We start from the raw sequence: 18,615 nt of genomic DNA on the forward strand, positions 1-18,615 counted from the left end.
TTGCATCTATTAGCTGGACATCATGTAAAAAATCTTGATTGTTTGAAAGTAAATTGGCAAGTCTAGGCGAGATAAATTTAGGACCATCACTAAAATAAAAATCATAAGAGAATAAACGCTTTTCACTGACTTTGTCTTTTAATTTAAAAACTAAGGGTTTATTTATTTGAATCTCCTTGCATTCTATAAATTCGTAATTGGCAACGACAGTTGAGTCATATTGGAACCAATAACGATCAGGATAATTACCTATCATAAGTTGATAAATCATAACAACATCCTTTAAAATACTTACTTGAATTTTTATTTAAAATAGTTTTCCACTACGTGGTTCAATTCTTTTTGTTTTTATACGTTTATTTAAAGCTTCTTTAAATTGCTTTTGTATCCAATTTTCCTTTTGATCCTTGTTATGAATTTCATTCATTTAAGTTTTCATATCCGATGAGTATTGATAATATGAATGGGTATATTCAGAAATCTAAAAAATCATCATATTCAGAATAATAATTTAAGGCTTTTATAAAGTCTTTTGTTGTAGCTGAAGGTTTCTGTTCCATCACTGAATCGATTACATCAGCAAATTGCTCTCCTGAATAAAGAAAGTATAGTTTCTTTTTTAAAACAAAAGATGGATAGATTTCTTTTCCATCATCATCCACATTTGGATAGTCACCAATATAATAACTTTTGTTACTCTTTAAATCTTCATCAAATTCGCCATAAAGACAAAAATTATCATTTCTTTCTGTTGTTTTTTTTATATAAGAAATAATATCGTTTATTGGATAAAGGTTACCTTTAATCAGCATAGTATAAGTACTCCATAATAAAATTTAATATAATTTTTTACCTGTTAATACATTTAATCTTCCACGTCGGTCTTCTTTGCTGACTCGCCAAAGATAACGTCCACCATTTCCTTTAGGATTATCTAAATTTCTTCATCAAAAAGGTTGTTTATAAAATCAGAAAATGATTTACAAATTAAATAGACATTTTCCATATTAGGATTTTCTTCCTCATCAGCTTCAAGCTCATGATCCCAAAAATAAATCTGGTTGTCTTCATTTTTTAGTTTCATAATAACAAGGTTACCTCCTGCATCATGAGCAATGGGAATAAAACCTGATGGAATCCTATTTTTATAATTAAAATAATACTTTTCAAGGTTGCTATTTTTTTCTTTCCCTAAGCTAAGAAATTGGTCAACAGAAGATGCGTCAGTTCTATCTGAAAAAAATTTAAAAGAAGCCGGGAAAGGTCTTCCTCCATTAAACTTTATCAAAAAATCTTTATAATCGTTTGGTAAAATACTTTGTATTTTTTTCTCAAAATCAGAGATATCTTGTAATACTGCCGGTTTTCTAGAACCAATGATCATAACTATAAATTACCTTTTACTTATTAAAATTCCACCTGAATATCATATTGCATTATGTAAACGGTGAATCAGCTGCATATATCCAGAGTCCTGATGGTGGTGCCAATAAATCCTTAATTTTCTTTACCATTAGGCGACAACAAAAGCCTAATGGATCAATCCATATCAACCCATTAGGCGCATAATGATACAAGTTAAACCCAGCCAAGAGCCCAATCGAGTCCGGTTGTGTAAATCTGCCTATACCAGGATCGTAGTATCTAATGTATTGTAATGTAAGCAAATTTATTTATCTAAATATTGTCCTTGAGAGCTTAGGTTCTGTTGTATTTTTGTTAGGTGGTGTTCGGCATAATAGCGATAGTAATAGCTACCGCTGGCAGTCTGTTTGCTTTGCGGTTGGCTATTGCGAGTATAGCTGAATTATTGTAGCTGACTATGTAAAACTTCGTATTGTGTATAAGCTTTGTTATCGATATAAGTTAACTATTAGATGAAACAAAAAGTAATACAATTATATTAAAAAATTCATAAGTCATCTTCACAAACTAATTTAGACATAAATTCATTAAAGCTATTACACAGGAAAAGTGTACTTTTACTTTGATTATCAGATACCGATAGATTGTCAGACCATGTATCGAAAGTGCAATAGTAAATTTTTCCATTGTTGATATTAATACAAAAATAATCACCACCAGCATCCCTAGCAAAAGGTAGTAAATTTTTGGCCAATAAATTTCTATCCCATAAATTTTTAGCTATTGTGTCCATCAAATAGTTTTTATCATTATTAAATTTTTTATAATATTTAATTGGAGTCAACTCATGGATTGTGACATATTCATATTCATGCTTAGGATCGAACCATGTATTATTTTCAGGCATACCACCATTATGTTTTAATAAAAATTCTTTTAATTGTTCTGGAATTTTTATTTTTAAACTATTTTCAATTTCACTTATATCATTTATGTTAACTGATTTTTGAGAATCGTAAAATTTGTTGCTTTTACGAGGTTTAATATCTTCATATTCTATAAGGCAATCTTTGTTTTCTTCATCTTCAGTTAAACAATCCAAGAATTTTCCCAATGAATCAAATAAATACTATTTTTTTCAAAATTTTGTTCTTTACTAAGCGTAGTATCCCAAGCAAATCTAATGTATTGATATATAGCACTAGTATCAATATTTATACATAAAATCCATCACCATAATCCAGTGCAAAAGGTAGCAAAGTTTTCGGTAATTTATTTTCATTCCAATGTTCTAATACAATTCCTTCTAGTAAGAAATCAGGGTCATTTTTGAATGCTTGATTATATTTAATTGCAAGAAATTTTGAAATTTTAAATTTATATGGAAAACGATCAATTATACAAACATTTTGGTAAATATTCCCTCCATTGCAAGTTAAATAAAGCTGTTTTAAAGATGAAGGAATTTTGATACCTAATTTATTTTCGCATTCGGTTAAATTATCATTAGTTTATTGTTTTTCGCATTTAAAAAATTTATTTTTATTCAACATTTTCTATCCAATAATATATTGTTAATAAACTAACAGCTTTTTGTTGATTTCATCGATTTTTTGCCTGTTAACCAACCCTTTTCCATTGATTATCGTACTTAATGCTAAATCGCATTTTTCTATCTGTAGTAGTCATTCCTACAAACTTTTTTTTAGTTGAGCCAAATTTTTTATATTAACTTTCTCAATTTTAGAACCTTTTTCTAATCAAGCTAAAGCTTTGTTTTTTTACTGACCAGTCGGTCGGGGTAGTCGTTCTAGTATCAGCTTAGTTTGATTATACAAATAAATATTATATTTTTAGAGAAATGCTATTTCAGCTCCACCTATATCTTCTACTTTTAATTTTTTAATTTTAACCCCTATTCCATGCTCTATATCACCTAACCAATCAAATAAAAAACCATATTGATATTCAACATCGGGAAATAAATAAATTTTTATTAATGTCAGTTTATCTAATTTTTTTTTGTAAACTTTATCAATGTATGAAGCTGTTGCCTGCTCAATTAAATGAAGAAGCTCAATTTGGTGAGATATAATAAAATTTATATCTGTTTTCATTTTTTCATCACATTCTTCAGACTCTAAATAAACAACTGAAATTTTTTGTGATCCAAAACAACTTAAAATTATATCTACAGCTATACCATCATCTTCACAATACACAGCCATTTTATCAAAATACATTTCGCCTATTTCACGAACATCTTCAACATCACTCTTTAATGCCAAAAGAGCAAGTTTATTAGATAATTCTTCACTGATAGATTTAAACAAATAGATAAATATTCCAATATTTTGATAATCTTGATCATCAATTGCATCTTTAGTGTATAACCAAATATTTTTTTTTAACCAATTTTTATCTATAGATAGGATAATATCTTGACATAATTTGGTATTTCCATCTAAATTTTTCATTACTTCTATGATATTTGGCAATAAGTTAACCTTCATTTCTTCTGGTAGTTGCTTAATTACATGTAATAATAAAGGGTTTACTACTCCTGTTAAATCTTTTCTAATTAATTCTACAGATTTAGGGGAATTTACTAATAAAAAAATGTTATCAAGCATACTATCTTGCAATTTAATACATTCTTTAATAGCATTTTGAATTTTATTCAATTCATACATTTTATTTTTTTCCAACATATTCATAGGGAGGGAGTTAAATAATTCAATAAATTTTTTAGGATACATTTTAAACCGACTGTATCAATCCACATCACCCCATTAAGCGCATACTGATACAGTATTATACCCATCCAAAAGCCCAATCGAGTCCGGCTGTGTAAATCTACCTATATCTGGGTCGCAGTACCTTAAGGTATTGTAATGTAAGCTAATTTATTTGTCTAAATATTGTGCTTGAGAGCTTAAGTTCTGTTGTATTTTTGTTAGGCGTGTTCGGCTCATAGCGATAGTACTGGGTACCTCTGGCAGTCTGTTTGCTGTGGGGAGAGCTGTTTGCTCCATAGGTGTATTGGAGGCAGTGTAAATCAAGCTGTTGGTTAAAGCGTAACAAGTTTTGATTTTGGATACTACAGTCCTCTTTGTGTCTTTTATCCAGTCGGTTGGTTACGGCATTGTATTGCAGGGTTTCCCTGTCGGCGTGATTGCGGCAATTTTCGATTCTGCCGGTGAGGTCATAGAAACAAAATGTAAAGTTAAATTAAAATTAACAAATCTCTTTTACAATTCTAGACTAATAAAGAGTTTAATTTTATAGCTTATATTTATATAAATTGAAACTAATTGTGTATTAAATACACATATGCAACTTTTTGGGGACCCTCATAAATTTCGAATTTATTTTGTGATTCCAAGCGGCTTTCTGGTGCTGTGTCCATTAAAAATCTTACCGCTCCTAAAGAGCATATCTCATTATTTTTAATTTCGCACTCACCTATCTCAAATACTACGCTCCATGCATTATTCGGCCATTCTTTATCCTCTTTAAAACGAGATACGGCATAGTATTTTCCCGCAGGTGGAATTGTTTTTCTGCCTCCTTTAGACTCTGGAAGCCATACAATCTTTACACGATTCATAAAAAATTATCTCCTATACTGCTCTAGTATAGTTTTCTAACGTTGATTGCTTTAATCTATGTTATCTTAGCGTGTTTATTTAAATCCATAACTTCAGCATATCTCGCCGGCCTTATACCATCAAGGTGAGTATTAAAATATAGTCTATTTTTTATAATTATCAATTTTTCTGGGCTAGTCCAAAATCAATATACCCTTCCGAACTTATAACAAGACACCATTTATTGGATGAATCAAAAAAATAATGATGTTGAGGGATATTTTTAATAGCAAATGCAAGAAAACGCTCAAATTGCTGATTTGTTAACTGCACTGCAAAATTCAAAGACGAATCATTGATATAATAAATTACGCTACTTTTTTTTATTTCAATAAATATATCATTGTTATATAAAAAATTTTTTATCAGGAATAACCAGTTAGAATAGTTTCCAAAAAGTTGACTGCTTTTATAGTTAATAGTTTTTGTCCAATCAATCTTTGTTCCTTTCCAATCAAAAGAATCTGATAATTTATCTGCAATCTCTCCCCAATTATCTATTAGTTTTGGTTGATCGAATAATTGAGTGAGTTGTATTTTGATTTCATCATCAAGTGTCATAAATTTTTCCATGATTGAGATGGATGCACAAATAGATTTTGAAGTTTGATTACTGCGGATTCAGTAGCATCAAATAAAAAGTGTTCACCTTTATCTTTTTCACTAAACACATTATATGAGATCCATTTTTTCCATCTACAGTTGTCATTCCTATAGGCTTTTGTTTAGTTGAGCCAAATTTTCCTATATTAACTTTTCATAGCTATACTACGGGTACCACTGGCAGTTTGTTTGCTGTCGTAGGTGTATTGGAGGCAGTGTAAATCAAGTTGTTGGTTAAAGCCTACCACGTTTTGGTTTTCGGGTACTGCTGTCTTCGTTGCGCTTTTATCCAGTAGGTCAGTTGCGGCAGTTTTCGATTCTGCCGCTGATGACATAGTTTTAGTATTAACCAATTAAAATCTAAAAATCCCAATATACTTTAGTCCATTATAATTTTCTTTAAGAGGTTTTTGGATATTGAATTCACTTAATTCATCATCTGCTATATACCAAACTACAGCATTAGCTTGTTCTATACCTAATTGATGGCATTTTGTTTCAATTTGTTGTATGCAATCTAAATCTGATGTAACAAATTCATCAATCAGTTTATCAATTTTGACGCTTTTTTTTAACGGTTTAGGATAACCGATAAAGTCTTCATCATACCAATCATTACCCGTGTCTTTACAAAAACCACAGATTACATATTTAGGACTATCAATATCATGCTTATAGTCCAATTTAAAATATTTATTATATTCTCTAGTTGGCATAGTATTCGTACCTATCCATAGATGCCAATTTTTTGTAAGATCATCTTGTTCAATGATGGGATATTTAGAGTCAGCTTCAAATTCACCTATATATTTTAATCCATTGTAATTTTCTTTATAAGGTTCTTTTACCTCTAATTCCAATATTGGATCGTTATTAACATACCAAAATACTGCATTTGCCGATTTAATGCCTAATTCATTGCATTTTTCTATTATTTTTTTCTTTTCATTTTCATTTACTTCGACTTTATTGATAACAAAATCCATATCTTTAGGGGAAGAAAATTTTTCTAACATGATTAGATTTTCTGTCATGTATGCAATATTTCCAATATCTGCACAAAACGGACAGCTTGGTTTAAGATTTAGGTAATCTTTTTGTATTCCTTCAAATTGGTGAAAATAATTTTTGTATTCTTCATCTGAAGAAAAATTATTACCTATCCACAGGTGGATAGTAACTTTATCCGAATTTAAATGACTCATCACTAATATTCCTTATTTATAGACAATTGGGTTTAGCTTTCATATGTTTACTATGCATACTGTCTATTATAGCTTGCGATTTTGAAGTAGCTTTATTTAATTTATCCATTAATTTAATATGAAATTCTCTCACCATCTTGATAATGATAGTGTTCCAAATAAGCACTAGTAAATTTTTGAATAAATTTACTGCTATGCTGATAATCCGTTTTGGGTTCAAAAAAACCGTTTTCTGTCGTCCATTCATAGACACTTTTATTTAGAGGCATTTTTGTTAAAACGCCACTTAAAAGATTTTTTTTAATAAAGTTTTCTGCCTGTTCTAACTCGCTATACACACCTGAGCAAAAATCAGCTTCATGTCCATGAAAAACCCATATAAATGATGTCATTACTTTTTTTCATTTAGTCTATTTGATTTACTCTTTATTTTGAATACACCAGTCATAACCACTAACATCAACTGGCGTGCTTCTATTGGTACGAATTTCCTGAATCATTTTTAGTCAGTTATAAAAATTTTCATTCAATATTTACGTCCGTAGATTTACATATTCTTCAAAAAAAGATTCAAACGATGGAGCAAGAACATTTAATATTTTTTTTGAAAAAAGATCATAATTAATAATTTGTCCAAAAGTATCTTTTCTACAATCAACACACCAACATACTTCGTCATCCTTAAAATAGATAACCGCTAGATTCATCGGTAAGGAGTATTCATTTCGACATTGACAGGTATCATAATAAATACTACCTTCAGACTCTGTTAATGCATCATTATTCACTATGCCTGATATCTCTTCTTCTACAATACCGCCGCCACCAACTAATAAAATAAATTCTTTCAACTCGGCTGGTAATGACAATTTTAATTTATTTTCAAGTATTTTAATTTGAGATTCATCACAAGAACCTAGCCAATATACTTCATCTTCAGCTTCATTATGCAATTTCTCAATAAGGCTTTTAATCTTACTCATATATACCTAATTCTTCTGCTTTTCCGATTAACTCATCTTGCAACGTACCTTGTATTTCTTCGCCATTATAGGTTAAGACAAAATCACCATTAATATTAGGAGGAAAATGTGAGCCATCTATTGTTCCAAAAATTGTTGACATTGTGTCTACCATTACTATGCGTAAAAAATTAAAAATCGTTTCTTGGTCGTTGTTTGATAATCCGACGACTATACTTCTTAATCTTGAAAAAGGATCTGCTTCATTTATTGGTTGACTTGAGTCACTTAAGTTTACTTTATAATATTGAAGCCCTTCATCAAGTAATTCAGATAAAAGTGACTTAACTACTAATTCATCATTTTTTAAAATTTTCATTTAACATCCTTTTTTACTATTATGTTTTACCTTGTTTAATTCAGGATACATTTTTTATTTTTAGCTATTAATTCTTTAAGGGGATTATTGGTGATTTTAGGAGGGGTGCTTGTTAACGTTCAAATATTTCTCACTAATAACACTCTTGCACTTTCAAAATGATTTCCTGATGCTGTTTTTCATTATATCTTTTTATAAAATTTTTTATACTTGCTTTAGGCACATACTGATACAAGTTAACACCACCCAAAAGCCCAATCCGATCTAGCAGAAAACTGATGTAATAAGCATGCTAAATGAGCCGTTCGGACTCAATCCAATACCGACTATAAAAATACCCTATTTAAAGTTAATTATTTTTTACTTTCTCTGATTTGAGCTAAGCCATTTTCAAGACGACTAAGATTTTCATATTTGTTAGCAGCTTGACTTCTATTTAAATATTTAAGCCATTCCTCTACAGCTGTATTAAATAATGCTAGGCCTTCTGGTGTTACATTTTCCCTTTTAATCACTGTGTCGGTTTTTAATTTTCCTTGTTCATCAAAGGGCTCCAAATCGATTAATAATTTTTGTTTTTTTAAAAAACCGAATAAAGCTGTGGCAGTTTCAATGACAGCATCTTGAAGTTTTTTGCTTTTATTTTTAGTAAGCAACATAGGAATATTATACAAAGGATAATCAATTATTTCTTTATTAAATGCAATTTTCAAATCCTTATCATTGATATATCCTAGCATTTCCTCACTCAATAAATATTCCAAATCAATATCTTTGTAGGGGGTATTATTTTTTTGTATAGTATATAAAATTATTAAAAATGGATAAGCGTATGCGTGTGGTTTATACATTATATCCTTAATCAATTTTTTATTTACTTCGATAAGATTATAGGCTCTTTCAAGATAGATGGTATTCAATATTTTAAGTATTGCATCAAAAATATTTTTTTTTCCACTTTCTGTTTTGGGTAATAAAATTGTATCAGTTTTTTCTTCATCAAAATAATGTGAACTATAAACCATAATTTCATTTTGTAAATTTGTACGATAAGGAGGTGAAATGTTATTAATAAAATGTTTGATTTCAGCTGAATATACATGCATATAGAATACATATTCATAACCTTTGTTAAAAAATTCAAGAAATATATTTGCCTTAGCTCCTTTTTTATTGTCTAAAATAATTTTATTCCTATTAACTTTAATATAAGGATATGATTTTAATTTATCTTTTAAGAAAATTTGTAATTCTTTTTCAAATTGGGTTCTCAATTCTTTAGACATCGTATATAGCCTCCAAACCTAACGCCTTTACCACTGTGCGCAGCAATTTCCATAAGTCCTTTTTCACCTTTAGATAATATAATAGTTACTTCTGTTTGATTTGAATTTATCTATTAGATTATTACCCCCTGCTCTCGTAATTTAGTTAGTACTTCACGCCCTTTTTCAGAAAGTTCCATTTTTTTTAAATAAATAGCCAGCCTGTTTTCAGGAATTATTGAAATTCGTTTAGGATATTCTATAAAAGAATCTAAGGTATCATCTGGAAAAGGAATGTTAGGGTTATTGTAATCATCTTCATCTGGATCATAATCGTCTTCGACTTCTGTTCTTGTTATCATTGCTAATAAGGCATCAATGTCGTTGGCGACCAATTTTAAGTTTGTATTTTGTTCTAAATACCCCCCTTTCATATCAAAATATAGATCATTAACTTCGTGATCCCAGTGATAAATTTTACCCTTCGGGCTTAAACAAAGTAGGTCACCATAATTAAGGCTAGCTATCGCTAAATAATTTTCTGGAATGCGATCTAAATAGCTATCATTGATTGCCAGTAAATCTTCTGTATCTTTTTTTGAAAAACCAAAAATAACCTCTAAGGGTAACGCTTCGCCATCGCAATTAATACAATAGTCTATTTCAGCTTCATCATTTAAAATGATCACATTATATTGTTTTAGAAATTCGATATAGGCATGATTTATTTTTGTATTTAAATTTAACTTTGTAATACGTTTATCAATATCATTTGGAACACTGTATTTTGATGTAAACATTTTAACTCCAAAAATATCATCCATAAATAAAAGCTGATGAGATATTAATTTCGATATCATTCAAATTGGTAACACACCCTTTATACCAGAGAATTTTTGTACATTTATATCCAATGATTTAAAATAATTTAGCGCATCTGATATATTTGTAAATTGCTTAATGTCTTCTACCCCATAATCTTCTATAATTTCCATTTTCTTTTCCATGATATGAAAAATATAGGCATTATATAAACCATTTTCCTTTTTAAGTGCATATTGAAAAAAAAATCGCTCACCGTCTATCTCTTTTATTTCATCAAAACCTCTAACCTTACCCTGCTCTATAGCCGCAATGATTTTTTCAACTGAAACGTTACTCATCACTATCTATCCTTACGTTTAATGTTTAAATACACATGGTTCAATCCATATCATGAAGTTAAGATGATACTAATTGAGGTTAAACCCAGTTAGTAACCCAAATGGGTCTGGCTGTTTAAGGTTAAAGTCGACGGCGCGGTTACTATAGCTGTGAAATAATTTTTATGTATTTATTGCTATAATAAGACTGATTTAATAAAAACTATATATTGTTTAACTTATTCATCAATTCTTTCATGCATTTGTTTGCAATTTCTTTATATTTTACAGCTTTCTTTTCAGAATAATTTTTATCTAACATTTGTTCAAACTGAGCCATTGTACCCCAAAAATCCTTAGTTTGAATTGAAATTCCGCCGTTAACCCAACAAACAAAAAATAATTGGAGGTTATCTTCAGGTATCTGAAAATAAACAATATTCTGTATTTTATATAATCTATTTTTAAACTGTTTAATTAAGTGTGAGCATCGTTAATTTGCCTTCCAATGATAAAGAAATAATCAAGCCTTTTCCTTCTAGATTAACAACATCGCAAAATTTATTTATATTCCATTTTTTTAATTTAGATAGTTCGAGCCATTTATCTAGTGTCCAGTCATTTACGCTACCTAGCGTCACCATCTTTTTTCTAATACCATGCATATCAATACTTATATTTATTACAATGTTATTTTCAGATAAAATGCTGACATTACCATACAAATAGTTGTATATTTTAGATTTTTTATTTAATTTTGCTTTTGGTAGTTCTGGTTCACCCAATGTTTCATCGATAAGAGAATCTGGTGATCCAACACGCAACTTGTTAATTTGTAAACTATCAATAATATCCATTATCTCAATTTGAAACATTGGGCTCCATTCTTTATTCATTATTGACAACCTATCTTGGCATTATATTTATGTACATTTTATTGAATATCCCTGTAGCCTCTTGAATTTCTTCTTCCGCTTAAATTCTTAAGTTTAATAAAGATGGTGGCTTGGGTTGATAATAATAGACTTCACTTAACACTTTCACCTATTTTTGAAAACAAAGTATTGTATTTTTGCACTTATTTTGAATGGACTAGTCATCACTCTATTTAAAAAATTATTAATTTTTAGTTAACTAATAAATGCATTTTAGGCAAACTTATTAACCATAAAAATATTGCATAAGATGATCAATGTTTTCACCTAAAATCGGAGAAAGCGCCATTTTAATTTTGGGTAAAAATTCAGGTTTTATTTCATCACAATCATCATTTGTATATATTTCATAAATATTATATTGGTTATAGACAATATCAACAATTACGGTTAATGCTTGTATAAATTGAAGAAAATTATCGGCGATTTTGAACGGTTCTAAAACGTCATATGCAGCAAAAATAGAGGGGTTATTGTTATCTTCTTGAAAATTAAATAAAATAGGCTCACCGCCTCCGTTCTGTTCTAAAAAAACAATATAATCTTGCTTTTTTAAATTCGAAAAAGAGTAATTGGTGTTTCGTTGTTGTAAATTTAAATAGTCAATAAACGATAAAGAAGACACACCCGTCTCTATAACAAGCTGTTGTAGCTCAAATTGACGGTAAAACTCGATTAAACATTGATTGTTATGTAAATAGGATGAATCCAACTCTTTTGGGCTTTTAGCTAAGTACTGACCATCATCATGTTTTTTTAATATGTCTAATAATCTTTCAAATGCATTAATTTCTAACATTTTTTATCCCAATACCTTTAACCATTTAATAATTTTCAAATAATGGCTGTTTATCAATCATTCTTTAGCCGCTATTTTTATAACTTACACGGTGTATTTGTTTTCAATTCAAGTATTGAATAATACTCGACCTGTTTTTTTTAATCACCCTCTGCGATGATAATTTCATTTTCATTGCTAGCTTTAACAAGAAAATTAATAAAGTTGATAATGTCGCTGTCTTTACTCTTTGCTAAATAGCTAATAAGTATTTTTTGATGATCGGGATAAATTCTGGTTTTACCATATGGGTCAATAGAAATCCCAGTTTTTTCTTTTAAATAGCAAAATGAATTTTCTAATTTTTTAATGATATTATCATGTAAAATGAACAATGGTTTATTGCCATCGAAATCGGATAAATAAGAAAAATCAATCATAATCAATACGCTTAATACACAATATATTGTGTATTATTTTATCGTGTACGATATTACAAAAGCAATTTCTATGTTAAATGCGTTATCGGTATTAATCTTGCGCAGTACTATTAGTCATCAGATGTTTTTAAAAATCTTCCAGATCCTTATCACAAATTAATTTAGACATAAATTCATTAAAGCTGTTACACAGGAAAAGTGTACTTTTACTTTGATTATCAGATACAGATAGATTGTCAGACCATGTATCGAAAGTGCAATAGTATATTTTTCCATTGTTGAAATTAATACAAAAATAGTTACCACCTGCGTCGTTGGCAAACGGCAATAATTGTTTCGACAATAATTCTCTATTCCAAAATTGTTGGGCAATATGATCCATCAAATAGGCTTTATTATCATTTAAAGTTGCATAATATTTTATCGGAACTAATTCATGAATTGTGACATAATCATATTCGCCTTGTGGATCGATCCAAGTATTATTTTCGGGCATCCCACCATTCTGTTTTAATAAAAACGCTTTTAATTGTTCGGGGATTTTAATTTTTAAGACACTTTCAATCTCAGCAATATCACTGGTATCAATTGATTTTTCAGAATGATAAAATTGGTTACTTTTACGGGGTTTGATATCTTCATATTCGATAGCGTAATCGTTATCTTCTTCATCTGCGGTCAGACAACCTAAGAAATATTCTAAAGATTCAGATAAATAAATACTATTTTTTTCGAAATTTTGTTCTTTACTAAGCGTTGTATCCCAAACTGATCTTAGGTATTGATATATAGCACCAGTATCAATATTTATACATAAAAATCCATTCTGGTAACTGCGAGCAAATGGTAGTAGAAACTTAGGTAATTTGTCTTCATTCCAATGTTGTAATGCAATTCCCTCTATTACAAATTTGGGATCATTTTTAAATGCTTGATTATATTTTATTGGAATAAAATTTAAAATTTCAACAATATAAGCTGCCTCACCTACCTTATACACACTTTTATATACAAGGCCACCATTGCAAGTAAGATACAGCTGTTTTAAGGATGACGGTAATTGAATACCTAACTTATTTTCACATTCTGTTAGGTTATCAATAGTTAACTTCTTTTCGCATTCATAAAAATTATTTTTGTCAAACATCCCTTTCACCTAATGATAAATCCATAGCGTTGGTTGGGTATTATCTTGGTTTTTCCCCTGGTTAATTAACCCTACTGCTGCGTTACTTTGCTTAATAAGTTTTTATTCAATCGAATAGTTGTATCGTGACACTGTAACAAATAGACAAAATGGCATCACGATTTGAATGACATCTTACGCTGAACACTTTTCTGCTATAAATGAAAAAGCAAAGATATCAGCTATAAAATCAGTTTTAAACAATTTACATATTGACTATTTTGGTAATGAATATTTTTTTATTTTATTAAATCTTGTTCACGTAATTTAGTTAGTACTTCACGCCCTTTTTCAGAAAGTTCCATTTTTTTTAAATAAATAGCCAGCCTGTTTTCAGGAATTATTGAAATTCGTTTAGGATATTTTATGAAAGAATCTAAGGTATCATCTGGAAAAGGAATGTTAGGGTTATTGTAATCATCTTCATCTGGATCATAATCGTCTTCGACTTCTGTTCTTGTTATCATTGCTAATAAGGCATCAATGTCGTTGGCGACCAATTTTAAGTTTGTATTTTGTTCTAAATACCCCCCTTTCATATCAAAATATAGATCATTAACTTCGTGATCCCAGTGATAAATTTTACCTTTCGGGCTTAAACAAAGTAGGTCACCGTAATTAAGGCGAGCTATTGCTAAATAATTTTCTGGAATGCGATCTAAATAGCTGTCATTGATTGCCAGTAAATCTTCTCTATCTTTTTTTGAAAAACCAAAAATAACCTCTAAGGGTAACGCTTCGCCATCGCAATTAATACAATAGTCTATTTCAGCTTCATCATCTAAAGTAATCACATTATATTGTTTTAGAAATTCGATATAGGCATGATTTATTTTTGTATTTAAATTTAACTTTGTAATACGTTTATCAATATCTTTGGGTATACGATATTTTGATTTAAACATGCTTATTCCTTACATAATCAAATTGATGCATTATTTTTATAATAAAAGCTTTTTTATTTTGTATTGATAAAATATCATACTTAATTATTAAACGCCATTACGATGCAACTCATTAATTTAAATTAATATTTAAGTTGATAAACTATTATTCTAAACAGGTGATTTTGATGTTCGACAGCAAAAGCCACTCAAGATATAGAGAAGTAGTAAAGCGCTGTAAATTTTTAAAATTATCAATCCTCGAGATCTTTTAGCCATTTTTGATATCTTTCTGGATCCTTTGCAATCAATGTTTTTAATGTTTCAAACACTTCTTTTATCCCTGAAGGATCCACTTTATATTTATTGAATACAAAAATCATTCCCTCTGCGATGGTATCAAGAACATAGAACATTTGTTGCTTATAACAACTAAACGTTTTATAAGGTATAAAAATTGTGAAATAAACCACTTTGTTTTTTGACGATGTTGTCGGACCGTAGACTAAATTTTTGTGTTCTTGTGTAGCAGATATGGTAAATACTAATTCGTAATCTGTTGTTTTAAATAATTTATCATAATGTGGTAGAGTTTTGTTTAATTCATTAAGATTTTCTATCAACGGATTTAAAACCGTATTTGTAATTTCGTAGCGAATGCCAACTTCAGCCCACAATAATAAAAAATCAATTTTCATTTACATCGTCCTTTCGATTTATCACTGTTTTGATTGCAAACTGGAATTTTTCCTGTTTTTGTATAATGCTCCTCAATTTTCAGTGTCGCTACTGGTTTTGTTGTTGGAAAGCGTTTTCAATAGCATAAGTATCTTGCTATTTAACTTTAACTTTCTCTACACATACCCCAACTAATTTGATATTTTTCAGCCTTTCATAAATACTTTCATATAAAAGTAAACCCAATTCCGTACAGCATATTGGGTATGGTGGATATTCGCTCTCAAGTAAAAACCACGGCGCTCTTTCTCTTCTTGAGTGAAAATGGCAGTCAGGGCAGACAAAAAGACGCTCATTTTCAGGAACAGGTTGTCCATCAAAAATATATGGTTTTTCACCTCTCAGTACAACGTAATCATATTTACTAATAAAAGTTATAAATGGCTGTTTATGCTTTTCACTTTCCACTTTATTATAAATAGAACCTATATTTAAATGTTTTTCAGCCTCCTCACCCAGCAAACTAAATAAGCGCAGCGACATAATACTAGGTATCAGAAGACGACCTACCATGGGCATATCTAGATTTTTCCTGATTTTCCCATCCGTAATCACATCCATACCACTGTGAGGTAATTTTAGTAAATGGCAATAATGACAAAATTGCTCTTTGTTTTTACGCTCCCATTCGGGAACGATATCGACAGTGTCCATTCCTGAATAATATAGGTGATAAAGTTGTTCACGCTTCATTTAATTTCCTCATATCTATTATTATCTATATTCTCCCTAACAGCACTTTCAATATTAGTTCCATATTTTGCATCAGTTTTCCTAGCGGCATCAAAAGACGGTTGCTAGCTTTGCCCAGTCGGTGTTTTTCGATACGGCGTCGATTAGGCGGTGTTAGACGTCATAATCGAGTACAGGGTGCCGTTGGAAGTCTCATTCTAGGTGTTACAATAACGTCAAAATTTGTGCTAATCAATCTAGAGTAGATTAATTTTTTGAAATAAATTACATTATTATTTCAAATAAATATTATTTTTCTTTTGGTTCCCAAAAAGAATCATCAGAAACAAAAATCTCATTCAGTTTTAAATCTAAAGGAATATATTCAATATAATCAGCCATTTCATCATATGGTGAAGGAAGTGTAAAAGATATACCGTAATCTTCGTCAACAATAAGTGTACCATTTAGAATGCGCTGACTTTTTGTTAACAAGATAAGCTCTTTCATCGTAATCCCCGCATACAATTTTTTCTTGTATTTCCCTTGATAATGTTCATTACATCCTACAGCAATAATGTCACCTTCAGAATTAGTAGAAATTATTATTGTCCCAGCCTCTAAAAAAAAGGCATACATTTTTTCATTAAAAGGGTAAGGGGTCATATATTCTTTTACTTCGACCGTAAAATTTTTGTATATTTCATCTAAATAAAAATCTATATGGCGTTCCAATTCAATATTTCCTAAAGATTTATAGCTAACTATATCTGCATTAAAATCAATCATTTTTCATTTTCCATTCATAAGCATTCCGTTAATATAGACAGGTGAATCTTGAATACGATCATAGTTTTTAAATTCCCAATGGCCAATTCTACCTAAAACCTCATCTGGCCCTTTGCCTGTTGATTTATAGACTTTCCAATAATCATTACTGTGTATATTAGGTTGAGATGCAGAACCACCTGTATGATAATCCAATTTATATGTTGTACCAGATTTAGTTGTTTTAACATAAACTGTATATTGAATAGCGTACGGATTTTTTGCTTATGATTTCGTTACCTTCCTCCCCTTCGATATCAAGTAATCATAAACTTCTTCTGGCTTTTTACTTGCAAACGATTTAACCAACATTTAGATCCGTTTTTTTACGTTTGAATCCTTCGGAAGGTTTACAGCTCCAGTTCCACGGTTCGATCCATATCAACCCATTAGGCGCATACTGATACTAATTAAACCCACCCAACAGCCCAATCGGGTCCAGCTGCGTGAATCTACCTATATCACGTCGCTGTACCTTAAAATATTGTAATGTAGGCAAATTTATTTGTCTAAATACTGTCCCAATACCTTAGGTGATGTTGTATCTGGCTGTGTTCGATTTCTTGTATGGTGTTGCCCCGCAGCTGATAGCTGCACGCTTATAGATTTTTGCGACATTTAACTGCCAGCTATAAATATTTAAATTGATATCAAATTTTTAATCAGTGAAAAATAGTTATGTTAAAATCCATTTTTCCTACAGCATAGGTATATTATCTAGTCTATAGAATACTTTAAAAAATACCTGTTAATTTTTTTCTTGATATTTTTAAATCTTTAGCAATAATCTCAACATAAAATGAATCACTTTGGATAATGTAATGATAATATTCTCCAATATCATATTTATCCCACTCAGGAAAAAAAGAACTTCTTTCTATCTTCAATTTTTCTAGCCAGGATGAATCTTTGACAATCCAATAGCAAGCACGGAAATCATCGTCTTCACGAGGAATATAATAACTTAAATTTTTATTACGTTCGTATCTCATGGCCCAAACATAAGAAAAATCGAATATACCAGTAAATACAGAATATTTAGCAGAAGAATTCCATATTTTAAAAAAAGCAGTTAATGAATCTCCTTTTGAATTCAAAACAATATCATCATTTGGAGCCTGCCAATAAGGTAGCTCTATTGCATATGCCATATCTTTCTTCATAATATTTATTTTTCATTTGCAAATTGAAGTTTTATCTTTCCTTTTTTAGGTAAAGCATTTTTTTAAGTTTACAGTTGCAATCTTTCAAATCAACAATATTTGTTTGAAAGATTAATTTAATTGGTTAAGTTTAATTTTCCGTAGTTATTCCCCACGGATCAATTCAAGTCAACCCTTTAGGCGCATACTAATACAAATTAAACCTATCCAACAACCCAATCGGGTTCGGCTGCGTGAATCTACCTATATCAGAGTCATAGTATCTAAAGGTATTGTAATGTAAGCCGGTTTCTCTGTCTAAATGTTGTCCCTGATACCTTAAGGTTCTCTTGTCTCTGGCTGCGTTCGATTTCCTGTATCGGTTTGCCCCACAGCTGATAGCTGCATGCCCATACAATATGACCGCCTTCATCAGTGAGT

The 18,615-nt window shown here is 30.0% G+C and carries 27 protein-coding genes and 2 pseudogenes; all 29 read right to left on the reverse strand.

The window, feature by feature from the left end:
• Positions 1-271: hypothetical protein (locus ACQP6D_RS10400; protein WP_427858138.1), on the reverse strand; the 271-nt coding region annotated here is incomplete at its 3' end.
• A 202-nt stretch (positions 272-473) separates the two neighbouring features.
• Positions 474-812 (reverse strand): DUF7716 domain-containing protein, encoded by a 339-nt coding sequence (locus tag ACQP6D_RS10405; RefSeq protein WP_427858139.1) that lies wholly within the window; start codon positions 810-812, stop codon positions 474-476.
• Positions 813-934: 122 nt separating this feature from the next.
• Positions 935-1,384, reverse strand: a complete 450-nt coding sequence (locus ACQP6D_RS10410; RefSeq protein ID WP_427858140.1) for an SMI1/KNR4 family protein — start codon at positions 1,382-1,384, stop codon at positions 935-937.
• Between the two features lie 42 nt (positions 1,385-1,426).
• Positions 1,427-1,495 (reverse strand): hypothetical protein, encoded by a 69-nt coding sequence (locus ACQP6D_RS10415; protein WP_427858150.1) that lies wholly within the window; start codon positions 1,493-1,495, stop codon positions 1,427-1,429.
• Positions 1,496-1,541: 46 nt separating this feature from the next.
• Positions 1,542-1,667 (reverse strand): annotated as a pseudogene (locus ACQP6D_RS10420) (RHS repeat-associated core domain-containing protein); the annotation flags it as partial.
• Between the two features lie 245 nt (positions 1,668-1,912).
• A complete protein-coding gene (locus ACQP6D_RS10425; RefSeq protein WP_427858141.1) occupies positions 1,913-2,467 on the reverse strand; it encodes an SMI1/KNR4 family protein in 555 nt (184 codons plus the stop codon).
• Positions 2,468-2,579: 112 nt separating this feature from the next.
• Positions 2,580-2,864, reverse strand: a pseudogene (locus tag ACQP6D_RS10430) (SMI1/KNR4 family protein); the annotation flags it as partial.
• Positions 2,865-3,218: 354 nt separating this feature from the next.
• The gene (locus ACQP6D_RS10435; RefSeq protein WP_267370818.1) at positions 3,219-4,124 is read right to left on the reverse strand and encodes a hypothetical protein; all 906 of its coding nucleotides are present in this window, start codon (positions 4,122-4,124) and stop codon (positions 3,219-3,221) included.
• Positions 4,125-4,157: 33 nt separating this feature from the next.
• Positions 4,158-4,271, reverse strand: coding sequence for an RHS repeat-associated core domain-containing protein (locus tag ACQP6D_RS10440; RefSeq protein ID WP_427858151.1), 114 nt, complete (start codon positions 4,269-4,271; stop codon positions 4,158-4,160).
• Positions 4,272-4,675: 404 nt separating this feature from the next.
• Entirely contained in the window at positions 4,676-4,975 is a 300-nt protein-coding gene (locus tag ACQP6D_RS10445) for a hypothetical protein (protein ID WP_267332760.1), read from the reverse strand.
• A 160-nt stretch (positions 4,976-5,135) separates the two neighbouring features.
• On the reverse strand, positions 5,136-5,576 hold the full coding sequence (locus tag ACQP6D_RS10450) for a hypothetical protein (protein ID WP_267370817.1): 441 nt from the start codon (positions 5,574-5,576) through the stop codon (positions 5,136-5,138).
• A gap of 188 nt (positions 5,577-5,764) precedes the next feature.
• Positions 5,765-5,953 (reverse strand): hypothetical protein, encoded by a 189-nt coding sequence (locus ACQP6D_RS10455; protein ID WP_427858142.1) that lies wholly within the window; start codon positions 5,951-5,953, stop codon positions 5,765-5,767.
• Positions 5,954-5,971: 18 nt separating this feature from the next.
• Positions 5,972-6,823: an immunity 22 family protein gene (locus ACQP6D_RS10460; RefSeq protein WP_267332758.1), complete on the reverse strand. Its 852-nt coding sequence runs from the start codon at positions 6,821-6,823 to the stop codon at positions 5,972-5,974.
• A 113-nt stretch (positions 6,824-6,936) separates the two neighbouring features.
• On the reverse strand, positions 6,937-7,215 hold the full coding sequence (locus tag ACQP6D_RS10465) for a DUF7710 domain-containing protein (RefSeq protein ID WP_267332757.1): 279 nt from the start codon (positions 7,213-7,215) through the stop codon (positions 6,937-6,939).
• A 141-nt stretch (positions 7,216-7,356) separates the two neighbouring features.
• Positions 7,357-7,806 (reverse strand): SMI1/KNR4 family protein, encoded by a 450-nt coding sequence (locus ACQP6D_RS10470; RefSeq protein ID WP_267332756.1) that lies wholly within the window; start codon positions 7,804-7,806, stop codon positions 7,357-7,359.
• A complete protein-coding gene (locus tag ACQP6D_RS10475; RefSeq protein WP_267332755.1) occupies positions 7,799-8,164 on the reverse strand; it encodes a hypothetical protein in 366 nt (121 codons plus the stop codon). The genes ACQP6D_RS10470 and ACQP6D_RS10475 overlap by 8 nt, the downstream gene beginning before the upstream one ends.
• A gap of 353 nt (positions 8,165-8,517) precedes the next feature.
• Positions 8,518-9,450 (reverse strand): hypothetical protein, encoded by a 933-nt coding sequence (locus ACQP6D_RS10480; RefSeq protein WP_427858143.1) that lies wholly within the window; start codon positions 9,448-9,450, stop codon positions 8,518-8,520.
• A 113-nt stretch (positions 9,451-9,563) separates the two neighbouring features.
• Positions 9,564-10,253 carry an SMI1/KNR4 family protein gene (locus ACQP6D_RS10485; RefSeq protein WP_427858144.1) on the reverse strand — a complete coding sequence of 230 codons (690 nt, stop codon included), beginning with the start codon at positions 10,251-10,253 and terminating at the stop codon, positions 9,564-9,566.
• 36 nt (positions 10,254-10,289) lie between these two features.
• On the reverse strand, positions 10,290-10,592 hold the full coding sequence (locus ACQP6D_RS10490; protein WP_065632882.1) for a hypothetical protein: 303 nt from the start codon (positions 10,590-10,592) through the stop codon (positions 10,290-10,292).
• Positions 10,593-11,044: 452 nt separating this feature from the next.
• The gene (locus tag ACQP6D_RS10495; protein WP_267370799.1) at positions 11,045-11,467 is read right to left on the reverse strand and encodes a hypothetical protein; all 423 of its coding nucleotides are present in this window, start codon (positions 11,465-11,467) and stop codon (positions 11,045-11,047) included.
• A gap of 265 nt (positions 11,468-11,732) precedes the next feature.
• Positions 11,733-12,305, reverse strand: a complete 573-nt coding sequence (locus tag ACQP6D_RS10500; protein WP_267370798.1) for an SMI1/KNR4 family protein — start codon at positions 12,303-12,305, stop codon at positions 11,733-11,735.
• A gap of 140 nt (positions 12,306-12,445) precedes the next feature.
• Positions 12,446-12,724, reverse strand: coding sequence for a hypothetical protein (locus ACQP6D_RS10505; protein WP_267332749.1), 279 nt, complete (start codon positions 12,722-12,724; stop codon positions 12,446-12,448).
• 127 nt (positions 12,725-12,851) lie between these two features.
• The gene (locus ACQP6D_RS10510) at positions 12,852-13,871 is read right to left on the reverse strand and encodes an SMI1/KNR4 family protein (RefSeq protein ID WP_427858145.1); all 1,020 of its coding nucleotides are present in this window, start codon (positions 13,869-13,871) and stop codon (positions 12,852-12,854) included.
• A 278-nt stretch (positions 13,872-14,149) separates the two neighbouring features.
• Positions 14,150-14,815 (reverse strand): SMI1/KNR4 family protein, encoded by a 666-nt coding sequence (locus ACQP6D_RS10515; RefSeq protein WP_427858146.1) that lies wholly within the window; start codon positions 14,813-14,815, stop codon positions 14,150-14,152.
• 233 nt (positions 14,816-15,048) lie between these two features.
• The gene (locus tag ACQP6D_RS10520) at positions 15,049-15,492 is read right to left on the reverse strand and encodes a hypothetical protein (protein ID WP_427858147.1); all 444 of its coding nucleotides are present in this window, start codon (positions 15,490-15,492) and stop codon (positions 15,049-15,051) included.
• A gap of 136 nt (positions 15,493-15,628) precedes the next feature.
• Positions 15,629-16,225 (reverse strand): hypothetical protein, encoded by a 597-nt coding sequence (locus ACQP6D_RS10525; protein WP_427858148.1) that lies wholly within the window; start codon positions 16,223-16,225, stop codon positions 15,629-15,631.
• Positions 16,226-16,513: 288 nt separating this feature from the next.
• Entirely contained in the window at positions 16,514-16,993 is a 480-nt protein-coding gene (locus ACQP6D_RS10530) for a hypothetical protein (RefSeq protein ID WP_427858149.1), read from the reverse strand.
• Between the two features lie 773 nt (positions 16,994-17,766).
• Positions 17,767-18,195: a hypothetical protein gene (locus ACQP6D_RS10535; RefSeq protein ID WP_267344188.1), complete on the reverse strand. Its 429-nt coding sequence runs from the start codon at positions 18,193-18,195 to the stop codon at positions 17,767-17,769.
• 187 nt (positions 18,196-18,382) lie between these two features.
• Entirely contained in the window at positions 18,383-18,607 is a 225-nt protein-coding gene (locus ACQP6D_RS10540; protein WP_427858152.1) for an RHS repeat-associated core domain-containing protein, read from the reverse strand.
• Positions 18,608-18,615 lie beyond the last annotated feature (8 nt).

Origin of the sequence: Snodgrassella sp. CS2 (assembly GCF_050310315.1) — a bacterium.
Classification (GTDB): domain Bacteria; phylum Pseudomonadota; class Gammaproteobacteria; order Burkholderiales; family Neisseriaceae; genus Snodgrassella; species Snodgrassella alvi_E.